This is a genomic window from Streptomyces argenteolus, from assembly GCF_042902585.1.
In the GTDB taxonomy this organism is placed as follows: domain Bacteria; phylum Actinomycetota; class Actinomycetes; order Streptomycetales; family Streptomycetaceae; genus Streptomyces; species Streptomyces argenteolus.
On record NZ_JBIBEG010000013.1, the window covers coordinates 35,672 to 57,897 of the forward strand.

The 22,226-nt window shown below is 73.3% G+C and carries 19 protein-coding genes; 6 read left to right on the plus strand and 13 right to left on the minus strand.

Annotation, left to right across the window (positions count from 1 at the left end; genetic code table 11):
* Window positions 1-236 precede the first annotated feature (236 nt).
* The 5 genes from ACFY8O_RS31675 to ACFY8O_RS31695 form a co-directional block, all read right to left on the minus strand.
* A complete protein-coding gene (locus tag ACFY8O_RS31675; protein ID WP_145812049.1) occupies window positions 237-2,366 on the minus strand; it encodes a 3-hydroxyacyl-CoA dehydrogenase NAD-binding domain-containing protein in 2,130 nt (709 codons plus the stop codon).
* Window positions 2,363-3,589: a thiolase family protein gene (locus ACFY8O_RS31680; protein ID WP_145812047.1), complete on the minus strand. Its 1,227-nt coding sequence runs from the start codon at window positions 3,587-3,589 to the stop codon at window positions 2,363-2,365. The genes ACFY8O_RS31675 and ACFY8O_RS31680 overlap by 4 nt, the downstream gene beginning before the upstream one ends.
* 266 nt (window positions 3,590-3,855) lie before the next feature.
* A complete protein-coding gene (locus ACFY8O_RS31685) occupies window positions 3,856-5,130 on the minus strand; it encodes an HRDC domain-containing protein (RefSeq protein ID WP_387908525.1) in 1,275 nt (424 codons plus the stop codon).
* A gap of 117 nt (window positions 5,131-5,247) precedes the next feature.
* Entirely contained in the window at window positions 5,248-5,910 is a 663-nt protein-coding gene (locus ACFY8O_RS31690) for a helix-turn-helix transcriptional regulator (RefSeq protein WP_033300087.1), read from the minus strand.
* A gap of 218 nt (window positions 5,911-6,128) precedes the next feature.
* Window positions 6,129-6,788, minus strand: coding sequence for a DUF3000 domain-containing protein (locus tag ACFY8O_RS31695; RefSeq protein WP_145812042.1), 660 nt, complete (start codon window positions 6,786-6,788; stop codon window positions 6,129-6,131).
* Between the two features lie 92 nt (window positions 6,789-6,880).
* Between ACFY8O_RS31695 and hemE the strand changes: the two genes are divergently transcribed.
* Window positions 6,881-7,990, plus strand: coding sequence for a uroporphyrinogen decarboxylase (gene hemE, locus ACFY8O_RS31700; RefSeq protein WP_387908527.1), 1,110 nt, complete (start codon window positions 6,881-6,883; stop codon window positions 7,988-7,990).
* Here the strand turns inward: hemE and ACFY8O_RS31705 are convergent, their stop codons facing one another.
* Together ACFY8O_RS31705 and ACFY8O_RS31710 are read right to left on the minus strand one after the other, a co-directional pair.
* Window positions 7,991-9,370, minus strand: a complete 1,380-nt coding sequence (locus ACFY8O_RS31705; protein ID WP_387908529.1) for an FAD-dependent oxidoreductase — start codon at window positions 9,368-9,370, stop codon at window positions 7,991-7,993.
* 51 nt (window positions 9,371-9,421) lie between these two features.
* Window positions 9,422-10,423, minus strand: coding sequence for a DUF4349 domain-containing protein (locus tag ACFY8O_RS31710; protein WP_387908531.1), 1,002 nt, complete (start codon window positions 10,421-10,423; stop codon window positions 9,422-9,424).
* 127 nt (window positions 10,424-10,550) lie between these two features.
* Between ACFY8O_RS31710 and hemG the strand changes: the two genes are divergently transcribed.
* Window positions 10,551-12,038: a protoporphyrinogen oxidase gene (hemG, locus tag ACFY8O_RS31715; RefSeq protein ID WP_387908533.1), complete on the plus strand. Its 1,488-nt coding sequence runs from the start codon at window positions 10,551-10,553 to the stop codon at window positions 12,036-12,038.
* Window positions 12,039-12,042: 4 nt separating this feature from the next.
* Window positions 12,043-12,756, plus strand: a complete 714-nt coding sequence (gene hemQ, locus ACFY8O_RS31720; RefSeq protein WP_145812034.1) for a hydrogen peroxide-dependent heme synthase — start codon at window positions 12,043-12,045, stop codon at window positions 12,754-12,756.
* A 277-nt stretch (window positions 12,757-13,033) separates the two neighbouring features.
* Here the strand turns inward: hemQ and ACFY8O_RS31725 are convergent, their stop codons facing one another.
* The 5 genes from ACFY8O_RS31725 to ACFY8O_RS31745 form a co-directional block, all read right to left on the minus strand.
* Window positions 13,034-13,810 (minus strand): TIGR04222 domain-containing membrane protein, encoded by a 777-nt coding sequence (locus tag ACFY8O_RS31725; protein WP_387908535.1) that lies wholly within the window; start codon window positions 13,808-13,810, stop codon window positions 13,034-13,036.
* A gap of 183 nt (window positions 13,811-13,993) precedes the next feature.
* The gene (locus ACFY8O_RS31730) at window positions 13,994-15,037 is read right to left on the minus strand and encodes a TIGR04222 domain-containing membrane protein (RefSeq protein WP_387908537.1); all 1,044 of its coding nucleotides are present in this window, start codon (window positions 15,035-15,037) and stop codon (window positions 13,994-13,996) included.
* A gap of 5 nt (window positions 15,038-15,042) precedes the next feature.
* A complete protein-coding gene (locus ACFY8O_RS31735) occupies window positions 15,043-16,341 on the minus strand; it encodes a DUF692 domain-containing protein (protein ID WP_387908539.1) in 1,299 nt (432 codons plus the stop codon).
* Window positions 16,342-16,735: 394 nt separating this feature from the next.
* Window positions 16,736-17,485, minus strand: a complete 750-nt coding sequence (locus tag ACFY8O_RS31740) for a DUF4142 domain-containing protein (protein ID WP_387908702.1) — start codon at window positions 17,483-17,485, stop codon at window positions 16,736-16,738.
* Between the two features lie 350 nt (window positions 17,486-17,835).
* Window positions 17,836-18,600 carry an aminoacyl-tRNA hydrolase gene (locus tag ACFY8O_RS31745; RefSeq protein WP_387908541.1) on the minus strand — a complete coding sequence of 255 codons (765 nt, stop codon included), beginning with the start codon at window positions 18,598-18,600 and terminating at the stop codon, window positions 17,836-17,838.
* 72 nt (window positions 18,601-18,672) lie between these two features.
* Between ACFY8O_RS31745 and ACFY8O_RS31750 the strand changes: the two genes are divergently transcribed.
* Genes ACFY8O_RS31750 through ACFY8O_RS31760 form a run of 3 tightly spaced genes read left to right on the plus strand, consistent with a single transcriptional unit; the run spans window position 18,673 to window position 21,232 of the window.
* Window positions 18,673-19,350: an AIM24 family protein gene (locus ACFY8O_RS31750; protein ID WP_145812024.1), complete on the plus strand. Its 678-nt coding sequence runs from the start codon at window positions 18,673-18,675 to the stop codon at window positions 19,348-19,350.
* Between the two features lie 11 nt (window positions 19,351-19,361).
* Window positions 19,362-21,038, plus strand: coding sequence for an ATP-binding cassette domain-containing protein (locus ACFY8O_RS31755; protein ID WP_387908544.1), 1,677 nt, complete (start codon window positions 19,362-19,364; stop codon window positions 21,036-21,038).
* Between the two features lie 14 nt (window positions 21,039-21,052).
* Entirely contained in the window at window positions 21,053-21,232 is a 180-nt protein-coding gene (locus tag ACFY8O_RS31760; protein ID WP_387908546.1) for a hypothetical protein, read from the plus strand.
* 22 nt (window positions 21,233-21,254) lie between these two features.
* On the opposite strand, the gene ACFY8O_RS31765 is transcribed toward ACFY8O_RS31760, so the two are convergent.
* Window positions 21,255-22,166 (minus strand): polysaccharide deacetylase family protein, encoded by a 912-nt coding sequence (locus ACFY8O_RS31765; RefSeq protein WP_387908703.1) that lies wholly within the window; start codon window positions 22,164-22,166, stop codon window positions 21,255-21,257.
* Window positions 22,167-22,226: the final 60 nt, after the last annotated feature.

Consider the following 22,226-nt stretch of genomic DNA (forward strand, 5'->3'; position numbering starts at 1 on the left):
GGGGGGGGGGGCGCCCGCGCGGCCCCCGGGGGCGTCCCGGCACACCCCCGGCGGGACCCGGGCCCGGGTTCCCGCGGGGGCGGGGGGCGGGCGAGGGGCCGGCGGGGGCCCCCCCGGCCGGCCCTTCGCCTTCGCCCGTCCCTCCGGCCGCGCACGGCCGGGCCCGTCCCACGCCGGGCACGGGAACGGGCCGTACGGAAACGATCCCGTACGGCCCGTCCGGTGAGGAATCCGCGTTACGCCGGAACGCTCGCCACGCCCGGCGCCAGGAACGGCTTGCCGTTCACCCGCTCGGAGACGCCCTCGCGGTCCAGGTACGGCGTGATGCCGCCCAGGTGGAAGGGCCAGCCCGCGCCGGTGATCAGGCAGAGGTCGATGTCCTGGGGCTCGGCCACGACGCCCTCGGCCAGCATCAGGCCGATCTCCTGCGCCACCGCGTCCAGGACGCGGTCGCGGACCTGCTCCTCCGTCAGGACGGTGTCGCCCTGCTTGAGGAGCGCGGCTACCTCGGGGTCGAGGACCGGCGCGCCGGAGTCGTAGACGTAGAAGCCGCGCTTGCCGGCCTTGACGACCGCCGCCAGGTTCTCGGAGACCGTGAACCGGTCCGGGAAGGCGCGGTTCAGGGTCTCGGAGACGTGCAGACCGATCGCCGGGCCCACGAGCTCCAGCAGCACCAGCGGGGACATCGGCAGGCCGAGCGGCTCGATGGCCTTCTCCGCCGTCTCGACCGGGGTGCCCTCGTCGATGATGTTCTGGATCTCGCCCATGAAGCGGGTCAGGATGCGGTTGACGACGAACGCCGGGGCGTCCTTCACCAGCACCGCGGTCTTCTTCAGCTTGCGGGCGACGCCGAAGGCCGTGGCCAGCGAGGCGTCGTCGGTCCGCTCGCCGCGGACGATCTCCAGCAGCGGGAGGATCGCGACCGGGTTGAAGAAGTGGAAGCCGACGACCCGCTCGGGGTGCTTCAGCTTCGACGCCATCTCGGTGACCGAGAGGGAGGAGGTGTTCGTGGCGAGGATCGCGTGCGCCGGGGCGACCGCCTCGACCTCGGCGAACACCTTCTGCTTGACGCCGATCTCCTCGAAGACGGCCTCGATGATGAAGTCGGCGTCGGAGAAGCCCTCCGCCTTGTCCAGCACGCCGGAGACCAGGGCCTTGAGGCGGTTGGCCTTGTCCTGGTTGATGCGGCCCTTGCCGAGCAGCTTCTCGATCTCGGCGTGGACGTAGCCGACGCCCTTGTCGACGCGCTCCTGGTCGATGTCCGTGAGGACGACCGGGACCTCCAGGCGGCGGAGGAACAGCAGCGCCAGCTGGCTGGCCATCAGGCCCGCGCCCACCACGCCGACCTTGGTGACCGGGCGGGCCAGGGACTTGTCCGGGGCACCGGCCGGGCGCTTGGCGCGCTTCTGGACCAGGTTGAAGGAGTAGATCCCGGAGCGCAGCTCGCCACCCATGATCAGGTCCGCGAGGGCCTGGTCCTCGGCGTCGAAGCCGGCACCCAGGTCGCCGCTCTTCGCCGCGGCGATGATCTCCAGCGCGCGGTAGGCGGCCGGGGCCGCCCCGTGCACCTTGGAGTCGGCGATGGCCTTGCCGCGCGCGACGGCCTGGTCCCAGGCGTCACCGCGGTCGACCTCGGGACGCTCGACCGCGATCTCGCCCTTGAGGACGGAGGCGGTCCAGATCAGCGACTGCTCCAGGAAGTCCGCGCCCTCGAAGATCGCGTCGGCGATCCCGAGCTCGAAGACCTGCTTGCCCTTGAGCTGGCGGTTCTGGTTCAGCGAGTTCTCGATGATGACCGAGACGGCGCGGTCGGCGCCGATCAGGTTGGGGAGCAGCGCACAGCCGCCCCAGCCGGGGACCAGGCCGAGGAAGACCTCGGGCAGCGAGAACGCCGGCAGCGCGCTGGAGACGGTGCGGTAGGAGCAGTGCAGACCGATCTCCACACCGCCGCCCATGGCCGCGCCGTTGTAGTACGCGAAGGTCGGGACCGCGAGGCCGGACAGGCGGCGGAAGACGTCGTGGCCGCCCTTGCCGATGGCCAGCGCGTCCTTGTGCTCCTTGAGGAGCTCGACGCCCTTGAGGTCCGCGCCGACGGCGAAGATGAACGGCTTGCCGGTCACACCGACGCCGGTGATCGTGCCCTCGGCCGCCTCCTTCTCGACCTGGTCGACGGCGGCGTTCAGGTTCGCCAGCGACTGCGGGCCGATGGTGGTCGGCTTGGTGTGGTCGAAGCCGTTGTCCAGCGTGATGAGCGCGAAGCGCCCCGCGCCGCCGGGCAGGTCGAGGTGGCGTACGTGCGCCTGCGTGACGACCTCGCCGGGGAACAGCTCGGCCGCACCCTTCAGAAGCTCGGTGGTGGAGCTCACTTGGTGCCTCCGGCGTTCTCGAAGTGCGGGTTTTCCCAGACGACCGTCGCGCCCATGCCGAAGCCGACGCACATGGTCGTCAGGCCGTAGCGGACCTCCGGCTGCTCCTCGAACTGGCGGGCCAGCTGCGTCATCAGGCGGACGCCGGAGGAGGCGAGCGGGTGGCCGTACGCGATCGCGCCGCCGTACTGGTTGACGCGCGCGTCGTCGTCGGCGATGCCGTAGTGCTCCAGGAAGGCGAGCACCTGCACGGCGAAGGCCTCGTTGATCTCGAAGAGACCGATGTCGTCGATGGAGAGGCCGGCCTTGGCCAGCGCCTTCTCCGTCGCCGGGATCGGCCCGTAGCCCATGACCTCGGGCTCGACACCCGCGAAGGCGTACGACACGAGACGCATCTTGACCGGGAGGCCCAGCTCGCGGGCGGTCTCCTCGGAGGCCAGGATCGAGGCGGTGGCGCCGTCGTTGAGACCCGCGGCGTTACCGGCCGTCACGCGGCCGTGGGCGCGGAACGGGGTCTTCAGACCGGCGAGCGACTCCAGTGTGGTGCCCGGGCGCATCGGCTCGTCGGCGGTGACCAGGCCCCAGCCCGTCTCGCCCGCCTCGGCGTTGGTGCGGCGCACGGAGACCGGCACCAGGTCCTGCTGGATCTTGCCGTCGGCGTACGCCTTGGCGGCCTTCTCCTGCGAGCGGACCGCGTACTCGTCGGCGCGCTGCTTGGTGATCGAGGGGTACCTGTCGTGCAGGTTCTCCGCGGTCATGCCCATGAAGAGGGCGGACTCGTCGACCAGCTTCTCCGAGACGAGGCGCGGGTTCGGGTCCACGCTCTCGCCCATCGGGTGGCGGCCCATGTGCTCGACACCGCCGGCGATGACGACGTCGTACGCGCCGAAGGCGATGGAGCCGGCCGTCGAGGTGACGGCGGTCAGGGCGCCCGCACACATGCGGTCGATGGAGTAGCCGGGTACCGACTGCGGCAGGCCGGCCAGAATTCCGGCGGTACGCCCGAGGGTGAGGCCCTGGTCGCCGATCTGGGTGGTCGCGGCGATGGCGACCTCGTCGATCTTCGCGGGGTCCAGGTCCGGGTTGCGGCGCAGCAGCTCCCGGATGGCCTTCACGACGAGATCGTCGGCGCGGGTCTCGTGGTAGATGCCCTTCGGGCCCGCTTTGCCGAACGGGGTGCGGACGCCGTCGACGAAGACGACGTCCCGGATGGTACGAGGCACGGTGGCTCTCCTCCAGGGTGCGGGATGGCACTGCTGCGGGCGCACGCATCGGCGCGCCACGCCCCTCATGCTACTTGCGGGTAACCAGACTGCCCACCCCCCACCACCGGAGCGGCGAACGTCACACGGGGCGAGCCGCCGCCGGTGCCGGGAAGAGGCCGGTAACTGGCGTGAATTCGATCCTCGCCGATGGGTGGCGCGACGGCGCGGCGCCGACACGCGTGTGCCCCCTGCCGGAGACCGGCAGGGGGCACACGCGGGCGGGGTCAGGCGCTCGTGTCCAGGGCGCTCAGCAGCAGGGGGCCGACCTGCTCGATCTGCCAGCGGCGCGCGCCGAACCCGGCGAGGGCGGTCTCCACCGCGCCCGGCGTGAGGATCTTGGGCGGCTCCCAGCAGATCCGGCGCACGGTGTCCGGGGTGATCAGATTCTCCTGAGGCATGTGCAGCCGTTCGGCGAGCTCCGACACCGAGGCCCGGGCCGCCGAGAGGCGGGCCGCGGCGGCCGGGTCCTTGTCCGCCCACGACCGCGGCGGCGGCGGCCCGGCCGGCTGCTGACCGGGCTGCGGCAGCTCCGACTCGGGAAGTGCCTTGGCCCGGTCGACGGCGGCCTGCCACTGCTCCAGCTGACGGCGTCCCATGCGGTGGCCGAAGCCGGGAAGCGCCGTGAGGGCCTGCACGTTCGCGGGCAGCGCCAGGGCCGCCTCGATGATCGCGGCGTCTCCGAGCACCTTCCCGGGGGAGATGTCACGACGCTGCGCCACCTGGTCGCGGGCGTTCCACAGCTCACGCACGACGGCGATCTGACGGCGACGGCGCACCTTGTGCATGCCCGACGTCCGGCGCCACGGGTCCTTGCGCGGGGGAGCGGGCGGCGCCGACGCGATCGCGGCGAACTCCTCCAGGGCCCACTCCAGCTTGCCCTGCCGGTCCAGCTCCGTCTCCAGGGCGTTGCGCAGGTCCACCAGCAGCTCGACGTCGAGGGCGGCGTAGCGCAGCCACGGGTCGGGCAGCGGACGGGTGGACCAGTCGACCGCCGAGTGGCCCTTCTCCAGGGCGAAGCCGAGGACGTTCTCCACGATGGCGCCCAGCCCGACGCGCGGGAACCCCGCGAGCCGCCCGGCGAGCTCCGTGTCGAAGAGCGACGTGGGGGTCATGCCTATGTCGCGCAGGCAGGGCAGGTCCTGGGTCGCGGCGTGCAGGATCCATTCACTGCCGGTGAGGACCTGGCCGAGGCCGGAGAGGTCGGGGCAGCCGACCGGGTCGATCAGGGCGCTGCCCGCGCCCTCACGCCGCAGCTGCACCAGATAGGCGCGCTGCCCGTAGCGGTAGCCGGAGGCGCGCTCGGCGTCGACGGCGACCGGGCCGGAGCCCGCGGCGAAGGCCGCGATCACCCTGGCCAGCGCGTCGTCGGTCGCCACCACCGGAGGGATGCCCTCGCGCGGTTCGAGCAAGGGGATCGGCGCCGGGGCGACGTCGTCCGGGGGAGCGCCCCCGGTGGTTCGCAGTGAAGTGTCTTCTGCGGTCTCTTGGGCGTCGGTCACATGCCAAGGGTATCTGTGTATGCGCGTCGCCCGTCGACGGAACGTTCCGCCGACGGGCGACCAGGCGCGTAAACCGGCCGGGTGCGCGTCCGCGCAGGTGCCGGTGGGGTGCGGGGGTCAGTGGATGATGCCCGTACGGAGGGCCACGGCGACCATTCCGGCGCGGTCTCCGGTGCCGAGCTTGCGGGCGATGCGGGCGAGGTGGCTCTTGACGGTGAGTGCGGAGAGGCCCATCGAGACGCCGATGGCCTTGTTGGACTGGCCTTCGGCGACCAGGCGGAGCACCTCCACCTCACGGCCGGAGAGTTCGCGGTAGCCGCCCGGGTGGCTCGGGGAGCCGGGAGGCCTGCGGTGCATACGGGCGGCGTTGGCGCCGATCGGGGCGACGCCGGGACGGGTGGGGTGGCCGATGTTGGTACGGGTGCCGGTGACGACGTAGCCCTTCACGCCGCCCGCGAGGGCGTTGCGCACCGCGCCGATGTCGTCGGCGGCGGAGAGGGCGAGGCCGTTCGGCCAGCCGGCGGCTCGGGTCTCGGACAGCAGGGTCAGCCCGGAACCGTCGGGCAGGTGGACGTCGGCAACGCAGATGTCGCGCGGGTTGCCGACGCGGGGACGGGCCTCCGCGATGGACGACGCCTCGATCACGTCACGTACCCCGAGAGCCCACAGATGGCGGGTGACGGTGGAACGGACGCGGGGGTCGGCCACGACGACCATGGCCGTCGGTTTGTTCGGGCGGTAGGCGACCAGGCTTGCGGGCTGCTCGAGGAGAACGGACACCAGGCCTCCTGGGGAGTGTCGGGACGGGCCGGCTCGGGGTGAAGCCGGGGCGAACCGTGCTTGAAGGGTCATTGACCTCTTCGGCAGCAGGCGCGTCCTCCTTTAGAGGAAGATCACGGATTAGTGAGTAACAATTCGGGCAAATAGGACGCGCGATCGATTGTACGAAAAGAGAGCCGGTCCCTGTGCGACCGGCTCTCCCGAACGATGACGCTGCGTCATGGCGCCTGAGGCCCGCGCCTCTGCGGCAGGCTCACCACCGCCGCGTCCGCGGTGCCCGAGGGCGGCAGTCCCGCCAGCTGGCAGAGCAGATCACCCCACGCGGACAGGTGCGCCGCGGTGTCCGGCACCCCGCCGCGCCCCTCGCGCGGCGTCCAGGAGGCCCGGATCTCGATCTGCGTCGCCGGACGGCGCGCGCCGAGCGCACCGAAGTAGTGGGAGCCGGCCCGCGTCACGGTGCCGCCGGCCTCCCCGTACGACAGCCCCCGGGCGTCCAGCGCACCCGTCAGCCAGGTCCAGCACACCTCGGGGAGCAGCGGGTCCGCCGCCATCTCCGGTTCGAGCTCCGCCCGCACCAGGGTCACCAGGCGGAAGGTCCCCTGCCAGGCCTCGTGACCGGCGGGGTCGTGCAGGAGCACGAGGCGGCCGTCGGCGAGATCGTCCTCGCCGTCCACCACCGCTGCTTCCAGGGCGTACGCGTGCGGGGCGAGCCGTTGCGGCGGGCGTGTGGACTCGACCTCCAGTTCGGGGCGGAGGCGGGCGGAACGCAACGCGTCGACCGCCGACCGGAACGCGGGCGGGACCGTGTCGCCCTCCGCACTCTCCTCGCTGTCAGTGCCATCGGAATGATCGGAATATTGTCCCTGAGCCGGAGCCATGCGGGGAAGAGTAGGCGGAACCGGAGCCCCGTGCAGGGAGGGACACCCATGCGGGGTCCGGCTCGTTGCCGCTCCGTGCGAAGATTCTGTGCGTGAGTGCCAACGACCTTCCCCGAGAGCACAGCTCCGTCCGATCAGGGGAGGGCCCGTCGACGGGCCTGCGGACGACCCCTGCCACCCACGACTCGGCGTTCCTCAAGGCGTGCCGCCGCGAGCCGGTGCCGCACACCCCGGTCTGGTTCATGCGTCAGGCGGGGCGGTCGCTGCCCGAGTACCTGAAGGCGCGCGAGGGCGTCGCGATGCTCGACTCCTGCATGATGCCGGAGCTGGTCACCGAGATCACGCTGCAGCCCGTGCGCCGCCACAAGGTCGACGCCGCGATCTACTTCAGCGACATCGTCGTCCCCCTCAAGGCCATCGGCATCGACCTCGACATCAAGCCCGGCGTCGGCCCGGTGATCGCCGAACCGATCCGCACCCGCGCCGACCTCGCCCGGCTGCGCGACCTCACCCCCGAGGACGTCCCGTACGTCACCGAGGCCTTCGGGATGCTCACCGCGGAGCTCGGCGCCACGCCGCTGATCGGCTTCGCCGGTGCGCCGTTCACCCTCGCGAGCTACCTCGTGGAGGGCGGCCCGTCCCGCAACCACGAGCGCACCAAGGCCATGATGTACGGCGAGCCTGAGCTCTGGGCCGACCTGCTCGACCGGCTGGCCGACATCACCGGCGCCTTCCTGAAGGTACAGATCGAGGCGGGCGCCTCGGCGGTCCAGCTCTTCGACTCCTGGGTGGGCGCCCTGGCCCCGGCCGACTACCGCCGCTCCGTGATGCCGGCCTCCGCGAAGGTCTTCGACGCCGTCGCCCCGTACGGCGTCCCCCGCATCCACTTCGGCGTCGGCACCGGCGAGCTGCTGGGCCTGATGGGCGAGGCCGGCGCGGACGTGGTCGGCGTGGACTGGCGTGTCCCGATGGACGAGGGCGCCCGCCGGGTCGGCCCCGGCAAGGCGCTCCAGGGCAACCTCGACCCGGCGGTGCTCTTCGCGCCGACCGAGGCGGTCGAGGCGAAGACCCGGGAGGTGCTCGACGCCGCCTCCGGTCTCGAGGGCCACATCTTCAACCTGGGGCACGGCGTCCTGCCGACCACCGACCCGGACGCCCTGACGCGTCTGGTGGAGTACGTCCACCGGCAGACCGCCCGCTAGTCAGCCGCCGGCCGCCCGCACCGCCGTCACGGCCTTGCGGGCGGCCACCAGGACCGGGTCCCAGACCGGGGAGAACGGCGGGGCGTACCCGAGGTCGAGCGCCGTCATGGCCTCCACCGTCATCCGGGCGGTGAGCGCCACCGCCGCGACGTCCACGCGCTTCGCCGCACCCTCACGGCCCACGATCTGCACACCCAGCAGCCGTCCGGTGCGGTACTCCGCGAGCATCTTCACGGTCATGGGCTCGGCTCCGGGGTAGTAGCCCGCGCGGCCCGTCGACTCGATCGTCGCCGTCACGTAGCGCAGCCCTACCGCCTTCGCGTCCTTCTCGCGCAGTCCCGTCCTCGCGATCTCCAGGTCGCAGACCTTGCTCACCGCCGTACCGACCACGCCCGGGAACGTGCCGTAGCCGCCGCCGACGTTGGCCCCGATGATCTGGCCGTGCTTGTTCGCGTGGGTGCCCAGCGCGATGTGCCGGGTGCGGCCGGCGACGAGGTCCAGCACCTCGACGCAGTCCCCTCCGGCCCAGACGGCCTCCTGCCCCGTGACCCGCATCGACAGGTCCGTCAGGAGACCGCCGTGCGGGCCCACGGGCAGCCCGGCGGCCCGGGCGAGGGAGGTCTCCGGCTCGACGCCGATGCCCAGCACCACGACATCCGCCGGATACGTCTCCTCCTGCGTGGCGACCGCCGTGACGCGGCCGTCCGCGCCGGTCTCGATCCGGGTGACGGCGGCGTCGTTGACGGTGGTGATGCCGAGTCCGTCCATCGCGTCGTGGACCAGCCGCCCCATGTCCGGGTCGAGCGTCGCCATGGGCTGGGCCCCGCGGTTGAGCACCGTGACCTCGAAGCCGCGCTTGAGCATCGCCTCGGCCATCTCCACGCCGATGTAACCGGCGCCCACCACGACCGCCCGGCGCCCCGGGGCGCGGTCCAGCGACTCCAGGAGGGCCTGGCCGTCGTCCAGGGTCTGCACCCCGTGGACGCCCGGGGCGTCGATCCCGGGCAGCGCGGGACGGACGGGCCGGGCGCCCGTGGCGATCACCAGCTTGTCGAACGGGGTCCAGTACGTCTCACCGCTGTCGCGGTCCAGCGCCCGCACCCGCCGTTCGTCCACGTCGATCTCCGTCACCTCGGTGCGGGTGCGCAGATCGATGGAACGGTCCCGGTGCTCCTGCGGCGTCCGGGCGACGAGGTCGTCGCGGTCCCGCACGTCGCCGCTGACCCAGTACGGGATGCCGCAGGCCGAGTACGACGTGAAGTTGCCGCGCTCGAAGGCGACGATGCTCATCTCGCCGGGCCCCTTGAGCCTGCGGGCCTGCGACGCGGCGGACATGCCCGCCGCGTCGCCTCCGACGACCACCAGTCGTTCCGCCGCCATTGCCGGGTCCCTTCGCCGCCGTGTCCAGGTCAGGGGCCCACGCTACGGCGGTTACGGAGCGGGTGCGGCCGTCGGCGGTTCCTCGGACGCGGCCCGCGGGGTCCGCGGCGGCTCCCCGGCCGCCCCGCGGCGCCGTGCCGGACGGCCGCGCAGCAGCCGCCACAGGAGGGCCAGTACGGCCGCCGCCACCAGGAACGGAGCCGAGGCGCCGATCGCCACCGCGATCCACCGCAGCATGGTCAGGAACGCGTCCCAGCCCCCCGCCAGGGCGTCCAGGAAGCCGGTGTCCTCGTCCTCGGGGTCCTTGCCCTCCGCGGACGGTTCGCTGAGTTCGAGGGTGATCGTCGCCAGCGACGTACGGTCCTTCAGGGATGCCTGCTGGGCGAGCAGGGACTCCAGGTCGGCCTGCCTGCTGCTCAGTTCTCCTTCCAGCGCCACCACGTCGGTGAGCTTCTCGGCCTTGTCCATCAGGTCGCGGACCCGGGTGACGCTCGCCCGCTGCGTGGCGATCCGGCTCTCGACGTCGACGACCTCCCCGGTCACGTCCTTCGCGTTCGACGTGCGGGACAGCAGCTTCCCCGACCCGGCGAGTCCGCGCAGCACCTCGTCGTACCGCTCCTGGGGCACCCGCAGGACGAGACGGGAGATGTCGTGCTCCTCGTCGAGCCGCTCGGTGCTCTCGTCGGCGACGAGTCCGCCGGCCCCCTCGGCGGCGGCCCGGGCCTGGGCGACCGCCTTCGGCACGCTCTTCACCTCGATGTCGAGCGTGGCCGTGCGGATGACGTGGACGGCGACCGCGGCGCCCGGCTTCGGCGCCGACGAGGAGCGGTCGGCCCCCTTGCCCGCGGCCTGCTCCCCGGCCCCCTCCGCGGCGGGCGCCGCCGCCTTCTTGTCGGAGTCGGCGTTCAGCCCCTGCGCGTCGCCGGCGGAGCCCGCCCCGCAGGCAGCGGTGCCCAGGAGCACCATGAGCAGCCCGGCCGCGGCCAGCGCGCGTGAGCGCCGCGGTCCGGAACGAGCGGGTGGATGACGGTCGGTGTGGCGTCCGTAAGGCATGGTGCGTCCCCCCAAGGGCCGTTGTCAGTGGTGCCGGTTCGACGTAGGGGCCCCTGGGCGGGTTGCCTGTGGGCGGTTTCGAAGTGGTCACGTTCGGGACTCGGTAAGGGTTTGAGAGAGTGGACCCATGCAGCGTCCTCTTCATGCCGACACCACACGCACGGGCCATGTCGTCGTCATCGGCGGTGGCATCGCCGGACTCGCCGCCGCCCACCGGCTGTTGGCCTCCGGCCTCCGCGTCACCGTCCTGGAGGCGACGGAGCGGCTCGGCGGCAAGCTGATGACCGGCGAGATCGCCGGTACCCAGGTCGACCTCGGTGCCGAGTCGATGCTCGCGCGGCGCCCCGAGGCGGTCGGGCTGGCCACCGCGGTGGGTCTCGGCGGACGGCTCCAGCCGCCCGCCACCGCCACCGCCTCGGTGTGGACCCGCGACGCCCTGAGGCCCATGCCCAAGGGCCACGTGATGGGCGTGCCGGGCGACCCGGCCGCGCTCAGCGGTGTGCTCTCGCCCGAGGGCCTGGCCAGGATCGCCGAGGAGCGCGACCTCACACCGACCGCCGTCGGGGACGACGTCGCGGTCGGTTCCTACGTCGCCGACCGGCTCGGCCGGGAGGTCGTCGACCGGCTGGTGGAGCCGCTGCTCGGCGGGGTGTACGCCGGGGACGCCTACCGGATCTCGATGCGCGCCGCCGTGCCCCAGCTCTTCGAGGCCGTGAAGGAGGGCGGCCCGCTCCTCGACGGCGTACTCCGCATCCAGGAGCGGGCCGCCGCCCGGCAGCACACCGGACCGGTGTTCCAGGGCATCGAGGGGGGCATCGGCACCCTGCCGGGAGCGGTGGCCGACGCCGTGCGCGCCGGTGGCGGGGACATCCTCATGGAGACCCCCGTGCTCGGCCTGACCCGGTCGGGGCAGGGCTGGGACGTGCGCACCGACAGCCGGGTGATCGCGGCGGACGCCGTCGTCCTGGCCACCCCCGCATGGTCGGCGTCCACGCTGCTCGCCGCCGAGTGCCCGGCCGCCGCCGTCGAGCTGGCCGCCGTCGAGTACGCCTCGATGGCCCTCGTCACCCTGGCCTTCCGGCGCTCCGACCTCGCGGGCACCGGAGCGCTCCAGGGCCGCTCCGGCTTCCTCGTGCCGCCCGTCGACGGACGCACGATCAAGGCCGCCACCTTCTCCACCAACAAGTGGCAGTGGGTCGCCGACTCCGCCCCCGATCTCTTCGTGCTGCGTACGTCGGTCGGCCGCTACGGCGAGGAGGAGCACCTGCACCGGGAGGACTCCGAGCTCGTCGAGGTGTCCCTGACGGACCTCGCCGCCGCGACCGGGCTGGCGGCGCGGCCCGTGGACACCGAGGTCACCCGGTGGATCGGCGGGCTGCCCCAGTACCCCGTGGGCCATCTCGACAGGGTCGCCCGGATCCGTGACGCGGTCGCCGGGCTGCCCGGTCTGCGGGTGTGCGGAGCGGTCTACGACGGGGTCGGGATCCCGGCCTGTGTCGCCAGTGCGCACCGCGCGGCGGACGAGATCGCCGCGGATCTCACGGGCGTCGCCACGGGAGAGATCGACAACACTCCGACCCTGGTTCAGGGCACGCGGAGCGAGGCGGGACAATAGCCGTATGAGTGCGCCAGAGAAGCTTCCGAACGCAGGCAAGAAGGCCAAGGACCTCAACGAGGTCATCCGCTACACCCTGTGGTCCGTCTTCAGGCTGAAGGACGTCCTTCCTGCCGACCGCGCCGGTTACGCCGACGAGGTCCAGGAACTGTTCGACCAGCTCGAGGCCAAGGACGTCACGGTCCGCGGCACCTACGACGTGTCCGGTCTGCGGGCGGACGCCGATCTGATGATCTGGTGGCACGCGGAGACCTCCGACGAGCTCCAGGAGGCCTACAACCTCTTCCGGCGCACCGCGCTCGGCCGCTCCCTGGAGCCGGTCTGGTCGAACATGGCGCTGCACCGTCCCGCCGAGTTCAACAAGTCGCACGTGCCGGCCTTCCTGGCGGACGAGACCCCGCGCGACTACATCAGCGTGTACCCCTTCGTGCGCAGCTACGACTGGTACCTGCTGCCCGACGAGGACCGCCGCCGCATGCTCGCGGACCACGGGAAGATGGCCCGTGGTTACCCCGACGTGCGCGCCAACACGGTCGCCTCCTTCTCGCTCGGCGACTACGAGTGGGTCCTCGCCTTCGAGGCCGACGAGCTGTACCGCATCGTCGACCTGATGCGTCACCTGCGTGCCTCCGAGGCGCGTCTGCACGTGCGCGAGGAGGTCCCCTTCTACACGGGGCGCAGGAAGACCGTCGCAGACTTGGTGGCCGGACTCGCATAGCCAGCGTTTCCGGTCACCCCGACCCGGAAGATCAGTTGGCGGGCAACGGCGCGTGTGACGCCGCCCGTCGTTCCAGCGACACCGGGTCCGGTACCGGGTACACATCGGCCGCAGGCCGGCGAAGCGCCGTGGCGCGCGGGGGAGTCAGCCATTCCTCCCCGTGGGCCGCTCCATCTCGCCGTCCGAGGCCGATGTGTCCCGGGCCGTACAACTGGACAGCACACGGCACGGGCCGCCCCACGGGGCGGCCCGTGCCGTGTGCTCACGTCCCGGCGGTTCATCCGCCGGTGCGGGCTCCGCTCGTCAGCGCGGCCCGCAGCGCCGGATCCTCCACGGCGCCCACGCCCCGTACGGCCACCGCGGCCAGCAGGTCGCGGTCCGCGCCGCGCACCGGCGCGGGCAGGGAGTCCAGCCAGCGTTGCCCGGACGGCGACGCCCACGGGCTGTACGGGTGGTTCTCCACCCGCGCGATGGCCAGGCAGCCCAGCGTCAGCACCAGCGGCAGCCCGAACCAGGCGGCCACCGGGCCCGCGTACCCCGTCTCCTGACCTGGCATCAGCACGGCCGTGACCGCCAGGACCACCACCAGCACGGCGGAGCCCCGGACCGCGCGTACCGCCGATTCCAGACTGGTCCTGGTGCCGTGGGGGACGGCGAGCCCCGCCGCCACCAGGCGGTCGGCGAGGGTGCGTACGGCGTCGGCCGCCGCGGCGGCGGCCCGTATCGGGCCTATCCGGGACTGTCCCTCCGGGCCGATCGCGTGGATCACGGTGCGCTCGACCTCGTCCCGGCCCTCCGGGTCCACCACGGTGGCCCAGCCGGTGTGGGCGAGCAGCAGCCGGCGCCGCAGATGCATGGAGACCAGGGCCAGATCGGCGACCCGCTGCGGGCCACCGGCCAGGAACGCCGTCTCGTAGAGGTTGAGTTCATGGGGAGCGGACGCCGGCGCGGCAGGCGGCGGCCTGTGAGCCGCGCCCGCGGTGACCAGACACAGCCGGATGCAGGAGACGGCGGCGGCGCTCCACGCGACCAGAAGAAGCAGAACCCAGAGCATGGCGGAGTTCTATGCGAAACCGGCAGGGAAGCGCCATGCCCTGTTCACGATATGGACCAATCTCGGTCACAGGCGGTCATCCGTGGCTGAATCCGTATGCATGCCGATCCGGGCTCATGGTGCGGCCCGCCGGTGGAGACGGCGCCGCCCACGAGATGCCGGCGCGGAGAACGTGACCGCGCTTCAGGAACCCCCACCGCCGCAGCTCGAACCGCCGCCACCACAGCTCGAACCGCCCCCACCGCCGCAGCTGGAACCGCTGCTGCCGCAGCTCGAACCGCCCCCACCGCCGCAGCTCGATCCCGAACTGCAGGAGGAGCCCGTCCCCGAGCCGCCGCCTCCGCCGCTGGAACCTCCGCAGCCACCGCCGCCGGGGCCCACCCCCGCGCACCACGCCACGGGCACGAACGCGGCTGCGGAGGCGGACGAGGACGAGGACGAGGAGGAGTGCGCCGACGAGGAGTGCCCCGCGCGCCGTTGCCGGGCCGCGGCCGTCAGCTGTGCCCGGAGTTCGGTGTCGGAGAGTGCGCCCAGCCCCTGGGTCGCCACCAGATGGGCAGGATCGGTCACGTGGGCGTTGGCCGCCCGGAACGCCTCGGCCGCCCCGCGCCCCGCTCCGGTGAGCCGTGACCTGGCCCCCGACGCGGTGACCAGACCGACCACGGCCCCCACCACGAGAGCGGGCAGCACCTTCAGGACGAAGGGGAAGGGGATCTCCGCGAACCCGTCGTACAGGGCGTACTGGGTGATCGTCAGGGCGATGGAGACCGGGAAGCCCACGATGCCCCCGATGCCCAGGGCGAGCCCCCAGGTGCGGCGCGTCCGGCTCTCGCCGGGCGGGACCAGCAGCCCGCGGGCGGCCAGGCCGTCCCCGATCTCCTGCACCGCCGGGTGCCGCATCACGTTCTCGCGCAGCGTGTGCAGGGCGCCGCTCGGAGCGGCGGCCAGTTCCTGGAGCACGGCGCGTTCCACCGCGTCGTGGGCCTCGTTCCGCCGGACCACGACGATGCCGGGCCCACCGACGGTCAGGCGCCCGTCGGTGTGCATACGGGTGAGGGCGGTGTCCACCGCCCTGGCCGGGCCGCCCTTGAGGAAGGCCTCCTCGAAGAGGTCGTGGACGTGCGCGTCGGTGCCGCCGCCCCGCAGACCGGCGCGGCGCGTCGCCACGACCAGGGCGACGGAGGAGACGGCCACGGCCAGGGTCAGCACCAGAGCAAGAGTGTTCATCGCGGTCACTTTCCGAGAAGGGCGGCGCGGGCGGCGTGGACCAGGCGGGCCGCGCGGCGCGGCGGACGTGGGGCGGAGCGCTCCTGCCACCAGCGCGTCAGTCTCCGCCGGGCGGCCTCGTCGGCGGGCCGGCCCGTGATCAGGAGATGCTCGGCGAAGCCGAGCGCGTCGCGGCGGTAACCCCCGGACATCGGCCGGTTCCTTGCGTACGCGAGGAACGCCTTCCGGTAGCCGTCACCGACGAGGGCGAGCAGTTCCGGCGCCACCTTCGCGACGACGTCGGCGCGCTTGGCGGCCAGGGCACGGCTCTGCACCTCCAGGCGGCGGCGGTCGAAGCCCTCCGGTGCGGGCGTGCCGGCCACCAGCGAGGAGAGCAGCGCGGTCTGCGCGACGGCGGTCCGGTCGCGGCCCCCCGCCCGCCGGGCGGCCGGCTCCTTTGGCACGGCGGCGCGCGGCCGGGGCCGGGGTGCCGCCGGGGCGGCAGCGGCCCGGGCCAGCGTCCCCCGGATCGCGGTCAGTTCCCCGGCCAGCTCCCCGGCGGGCGGGAAGTCGTCGTCGCGCTCCAGCAGGACCCCCGGCGGGTCGACGCGGGAGCGCAGCTCGCCCAGGACGTCCAGGACGGGGCGCGTCACCGGGTGGGCGTGCGTGTCGTGCCAGACGCCGTCCTTCTCCACCCCGCCCGCCACATGGACGTACGCGATGGCCTCCACCGGCAGTTCGTCGAGCGCGGTCGCGGGGTCCTCGCCACGGTTCACGTGGTTGGTGTGCAGATTGGCGACGTCGATCAGCAGCCGTACGCCGGTCCGCTCCACCAGTTCCGCGAGGAACTGGCCCTCGGTCAGCTCCTCGCCGGGCCAGGAGATCAGCGCGGCGATGTTCTCCAGGGCCAGCGGCACGGGCAGCGAGTCCTGCGCGACGCGTACGTTCTCGCACAGCACCTCCAGGGCGTCCCAGGTCCGCGGCACCGGCAGCAGATGTCCCGCCTCCAGGGCCGGAGAGGCGGTGAGCCGCCCTCCGGCCCGTACGAACGCGATGTGCTCCGTCACCAGGGGCGCGCCCAGCAGCTCGGCCCGCGCGGCCAGTGCGGCGAGGCGGCCGGGGTCGGGCCGGTCGGCCCCGCCCAGGCCCAGCGCCACGCCGTGCGGGACGACGGTGACACCGCGCTGCCGCAGGCGTTCGAGCGGTGCGGGGAGATGGTCCTCACAGATGTTCTCCGCCACCGCCTCGACCCAGTCGATCCCCGGCAGAGCCTCGACGGCGTCCGCGATCTCCGGCCGCCAGCCGATCCCGATTCCCAGCCTCATGGTGTCTCCTCCCCCTTGTGCAGGGGTCATGGCCCCGCCGGGAGGCGGCGAATCCGAAAGGGGGGACGTTCAGAGCTGGATTTGAGGTTCCCGGAGCTGCGCACAGCGCCCCCGGATGCGCGCGTGCTCTCCGCTCCAGGCCGACCGGTCCCGCATCGGCCTGCGAAAACGCGAGGGTGCGCCGACATTCCGACGAGCCGGTCACCCCGGATCACATCCGGGTGGTGCCGCCGGAGACCGTCGGGCGCCCCCGCCCGTACAGGCCGCCCCCTCGTACCACCCGGCCACGGCCTCGCGCGTCCCGCCCGGCAGCGGCACCCGGAGAACGGGCCCGCACCGGAGCCGCCCGACCCGGAGCCCTGCGGCCTCTGCTGTGTCGTCGCTCGCGAGGGAGCTACGGCTGAGGCAGCGGGGCCATGGTCGGCGGCACGGGGCGGGACGTGAACGACTGGTCGCCCCTCGGGGTCACCGGAACCGGCACCTGCGGTACGCCGCCCGACGACACCGGTGGCCCCGAGGGGCTGGCCGTCGAAGCGCCCGCCGCTTCGCGCGCAAGGCCGTCGAAGTCCACGAAGCCGGTGCGCTCCAGCATGGTGATGTGGTCCAGCACCGTCTGGTTGGCGTCGGAGGCCAACTGCCTGATCAGCGAGTTGCGCGTGGTGTGCCGTACCTGCGCGACCAGCGCGAACACCTTGCCGTGCGCGGCCCGCAGGAGGTTGGCGAACTTCAGCTGGTACTCCTCGCCGGACGCTGCGGTGAGCTCCCTGAGCCAGCCCTGCTGCTGCTCCGTGGGCTGGTTCGGGAGCTCCACCCCGAGCTTCGATGCGACGTCCCTCGCCCGCCGGTCCAGGTCCGTGTGGCCTACCACGAGATGGTCACCGGCGAGCTTCACCGCCTCGCTCGGCGCACGCTCGATCGCCTGCTGGCCCGCGGGGAGCTCCCACAGCCCGGCCAGCCGCACCTTGATCAGGAAGTCCCGGTCGGTCGCGGAGAGCGGGCCCCACTGGGTGGCCACGCTGGAGGCGTTCAGATTGGCCTCGCCGGTGCCGGAGCGGTCGGCGTAGGACCACACGGGGAAGGCGAGCGCGCCGATCGTGGCCACCAGGGCGGCGATGATGAGGGCCGTTCCGTTGATGCGTCGCAGCAAGATGTCTCCCGGGCCGGGTGCGTATCAGCTCGAATCAACCGCCAACTGAACCGGCGTTCAACCTACTTGGCGGTAATGCCGGTGCGGCAGTACGAGGAGATACGTAGATCGGCGCAGTTGTGTTCAGCCGTGGGGGACGGGACCTACGGCACGCCACGAGCGGGGCGCCACGGGCCGAGCGGGCCGCCCGGGGAGCGGCGTGCGGCACACGAGAGGAACGCCGACCGGCCAGGAGGAGCGGGGGCGGCGACGGCAGCGGCGGGCTGCGACGGGGGAGAGGCGCGGCGCCCCGGAGCGGCGTGCCCCCCCCGGGAGGACCGGGGAGCGGGGCCGCCCCCACCGTCCGGTCAGCGGCGCAGCGCCGGGTGGTCCGCGACGACCGTGCAGGACCCCGGAGCGACCTCGGTGAAGCCCGCGTCCCGCACCACCGGCAGTCCGCTCGCGGCCAGCTCGCGCCAGTGGCGGGCGTCCGGGGTCGCCACCGAGAGCGGGAATCCCGCCTCGCGCCAGGCCTTGCGCTCCGTCTCCGACAGCTCCCACCAGGCCAGCTGGGCGCCGTGCCCGGCCTGCGCCATCGCCTTGCCCGCCGACATGGCCGTCTCGGGGCTCATCCAGAGCACCGGACCGTCGAGGTCGGGGGCGGCCAGGGGCTCGGCGTCCTCCAGATCCGTGCCCGACACCTGGAGCTTGACCAGTTCCTTGGGCCAGCCGTCCAGGGGGACCGGCGGGTACACCCGGACCTCGGCGCGCTCGCCCGTGACCGTGATCCCGGGGAGCGCGCACGCCTTGCGCCACTCCGCGCCGCGCGCCCGCCGCACCACCTTGCGGATCCTGGCGTCCTGCCAGTCGCGCATGGCCCGGGCCCACTCACCCTCGCCCGCGCCCTCGTCCTCGCCGAGAGAGCGGGGGTCGGAGAGGATCGTGAGCACCGCGCGGGCCGCGGTCACCAGGGCGTCGTTGCGCGCCGGAGGGTCGGCCTTCTCGATGTGCACGACGAGCGGCAGGACGAACTGCGGGGCTTCGTCGCGGGCCGTCGGCTCCGTACGGAACGGGCTGCCGGCGGGGACCACGGAGGGTGCGGGAAGGGGCTCAGGGATGCTGTCGCTGCTCACGCGTCCAGTCTGCCAGGCCCCGCGGCGCCCCTTTCTTGGCGGAACGGACGGCTCCGGGTGAGGATGCACGCCATGAAGAGCGACCTCTTTTCCAGCGAGCACATGGCACAGCAGGCCACGGCCCCCGGCATGACCCTGCAGAACTCCAAGTCCATCAAGTACGCCGTGAACGGAGAGATGCACGCGCGGCAGGGATCGATGATCGCCTTCCGCGGCAATCTCCAGTTCGAGCGCAAGGGCCAGGGCATAGGCGGCATGCTCAAGCGCGCGGTGACCGGTGAAGGGCTCGCGCTGATGGCCGTCACCGGCCAGGGCGAGGCGTGGTTCGCCCACGAGGCGGCCAACTGCTTCATCGTGGAGATGGAACAGGGCGACGTCCTGACGATCAACGGCCGCAACGTCCTCTGTTTCGACGCGAGTCTGTCCTACGAGATCAAGACCGTGAAGGGCGCCGGTATGACCGGCGGCGGCCTCTTCAACAGCGTCTTCAGCGGATACGGGAAGCTCGGCCTCATCTGCGAGGGCCAGCCGATCGTGATCCCCGTCACCGCGCAGCAGCCGGTGTACGTGGACACGGACGCGGTCGTCGGCTGGAGCGCGCAGCTCTCCACATCCCTGCACCGCTCGCAGAGCTTCGGCTCGATGGTGCGCGGAGGCTCGGGCGAGGCCGTCCAGCTGATGCTCCAGGGCGAGGGATTCGTCATCGTCCGTCCCAGCGAGCTCAAGCCGGAGAAGGCATCGGCCCATTGATCCTGCGAGGGGTGGGCAGGCGCTACGGTCTGCGCGGGCCGTGGGTACTGCGCGGTGTCGACCTGGACCTGGCGCCGCGCACCCTGGTCCGGGTCGTGGGCGCCAACGGCACCGGCAAGTCGACGTTGTTGCGGCTTCTCGCGGGGACCCAGGCGCCCACCGAGGGCCGGATCACCGGCCGGCCGCGCACCGCGTACGTCCCCGAGCGGTTCCCCGCCGCGCTGCCGTTCACCGCGCTCGGCTACCTCGTCCACCTGGGCCGGGTGCACGGCCTCACGAGCGCCGAAGCTTCCGCAGGCGCGCTCCACTGGCTGGAGCGCTTCGGGGCGGCCGGGCACGCGCGCACGCCCATGGCGGAACTCTCCAAGGGAACCAGCCAGAAGGTTGCGGTCGCCCAGGCGCTCCTGGCGCGACCCGATCTGCTCGTCCTGGACGAGGCGTGGACCGGCCTGGACGCGGGGGCGCGCGGGGAACTGGACCGGGCCGTCGCCGAGCGGGTCGCCGAGGGGGCCACGGTGGTCTTCGTCGACCACGATCCGCGCAGACTGTCCGGCTCGGCCGGCCTCGCGTACCGGCTGGAGGGGCTGACCCTCACTCCGGCCGGCTCCCCACCCGGGGGGCCCGGCCCCGGCGTCCGGATCGAGGCGAGGGGCGAGGCGCCGGCCCTCGTGCCGGCCGGACTGCCCGGTACACCCGTGGTGGACCGGGACGCCGAGGACCCGCGGCTGCTCCGCCTCACGACGACCGCGGCGCATTCGGACGACGTGCTCCACGCCCTGCTCACGGCCCGGCCACCCTGGCACATCACCGGGGTCCGCCCGCTCGCGGTACCGGTGCCGGGGCAGTCCGCCGGCGGGGGAGCACGCGTCGGGGCCGCACCGGACGCCGTGGCCACACCGCCGCGTGTGCCGCCTCCGTCCTCGCCTACGGCCCCGGCCGTGCCGGGACGTGTCCCGGCGCCCGGCCCCCCGTCCCACCCCTCGTCCGCGAGGCGCGGGAGCGGGCCCCCGGTGCGGGTCACCGCCGCCCTGACGCGCTACCACGCCGGTCTGCTGGTCCGCTCACAGCGCTGGCTCGCCCCCGCCCTGCTCTACGCGGCCGTACTCGCGGTCGGTGTCCGCCCCGGTCAGCCCGTCCTCGACTCGCTCGGTTACGCCGCCGCCGCACTGCTCCCGGCCGCGGCCTGGCTCGCCCGGCTCTGTGTCACCCAGGAGCCGCACGCCGCCCGGACCGTCGTCGCGTCCGCCGCCGGGCCTTCGCGCGCGCACGCTGCCGCGCTGTCGGCGGCCCTGGGGCGTTCGCTCGCCCTGGGCGCCACGGCCTGCGTGGTCACGCTGCTGATCAGCGAACCGGCCGGCAACGACCGCACCACCCTCGTGCCCCTGCTGCCCGCAGCCCTCGCCGGGCTGCTCGCCGTCGCGTGCTGCGCCCTGACCGGCACCGCCGTGGGGGCGCTCTGTTCACGCCCGGTCCTGCGCCGCCGCGGATGGTCGCTCATGGTGACGCTGCTCGGGGTGCTGCTCGCCCTCGTGGGCAAGGGCTCGCCCGCCCGGGAGGCGGTGACCTGGCTGGTCTCCGGGTCGGCGACCGGCACGGTGCGGGTGCCCCTGCTGCCGCTCGGTGGAGCCGTCGCCGTCGTTGCCGCGGCGGGGGCCCTCACCTCCTGGCTCGCCCGGGTGCGCGCCTGAGTACCCTCGACCGCATGGACGATGCGTACTGCGAGACGCCCGGACCGGCCCCCGCTCCCCAGGACGCGGGACCGCCGTACGCCGAGTGCGTGCTGTGCCGCGAACCGACCGAATACCCGGAGTCCACGAAGGGCAGCACCCTCTGCCCGGTGTGTGCGTGGCAGGAGGCGGGGCGCACCGCCTGCTCCGGCTGAGGGGCCGCCGCCGCGGCCCCCTTCACCCGCGCATGAGCTCCGAGACCTTGACGAAGCGGTAGCCCCGCTCGCGCAGCTCCGGCACGATCCGGCGTACGGCCTCCTCGGTCACGGGCGCGGCACTGCGGGTGCAGTGCATGACCACCAGGGAGCCGGGCCTCACCCCGTCCAGCACCTGCTCGGCCACCGCGTCCGCGTCGGTCGCGAAGGCGTCGCCGCTGACGACGTCCCACTGGACCGCGGTGACCCCCGTGGGGGCCAGCGCCTTCAGCGAGGCGTCGTCGTAGCAGCCCCCGGGGAAGCGGAAGTACGGCACGACGTTGCGGGCCCCCGTCCCACGGATCGCGGTGAAGGCCCGGTCCACCTCGCTCCTCATGTCGGCCTTCGCGACGGTCGGCAGGCCGTAGCAGGAGGAGGAGAAGGCGTAGTGGCTGAAGGAGTGATTGGCGATCTCGAACAGCGGATCGGTGCCGATCGAGCGGGCCTGAGCCGGGTACTCCTGCGCCCACCGGCCCGTCATGAAGACCGTCGACGGGATCTTCAGCCGGCGCAGCAACGCGATCAGCCCGGGGTTGTCGAAGCGCTCGCCCCCGGCGGCCCGCGACCCCTGATCCGCCGTCATGTCCGCGTCGAAGGTGAGGGCCACGACCTTCTCGGTCCGGAGCCGGGAGGGGGAGCCCTGCGCCCTGCGCTCGAAGACCGGGGTGAGACCGGCCGGCCCCGGCGCGAGAACGGGCGGCCCGCTCTCCGGGGCCGGGGAGGGGTCCGCGGCCTCCGTCGGGGGCCGGGTCGCGGGCCCGGGGGAGGCCGTCGTGAGCGCGGCGCCCCCGGACGGCGCGCTCACGGCTTCCCCGGACCGCGCGGACCCGGGACTTCCGCAGCCGACGAGCGCCCCGCTCAGGACGGTCCCACCGAGAGTCGCCAGAACGATCATCGTACGAACGGATGTGATCACCGGGGGACGCTAGCTGACAGGAAGCCGGACACGCCCGAC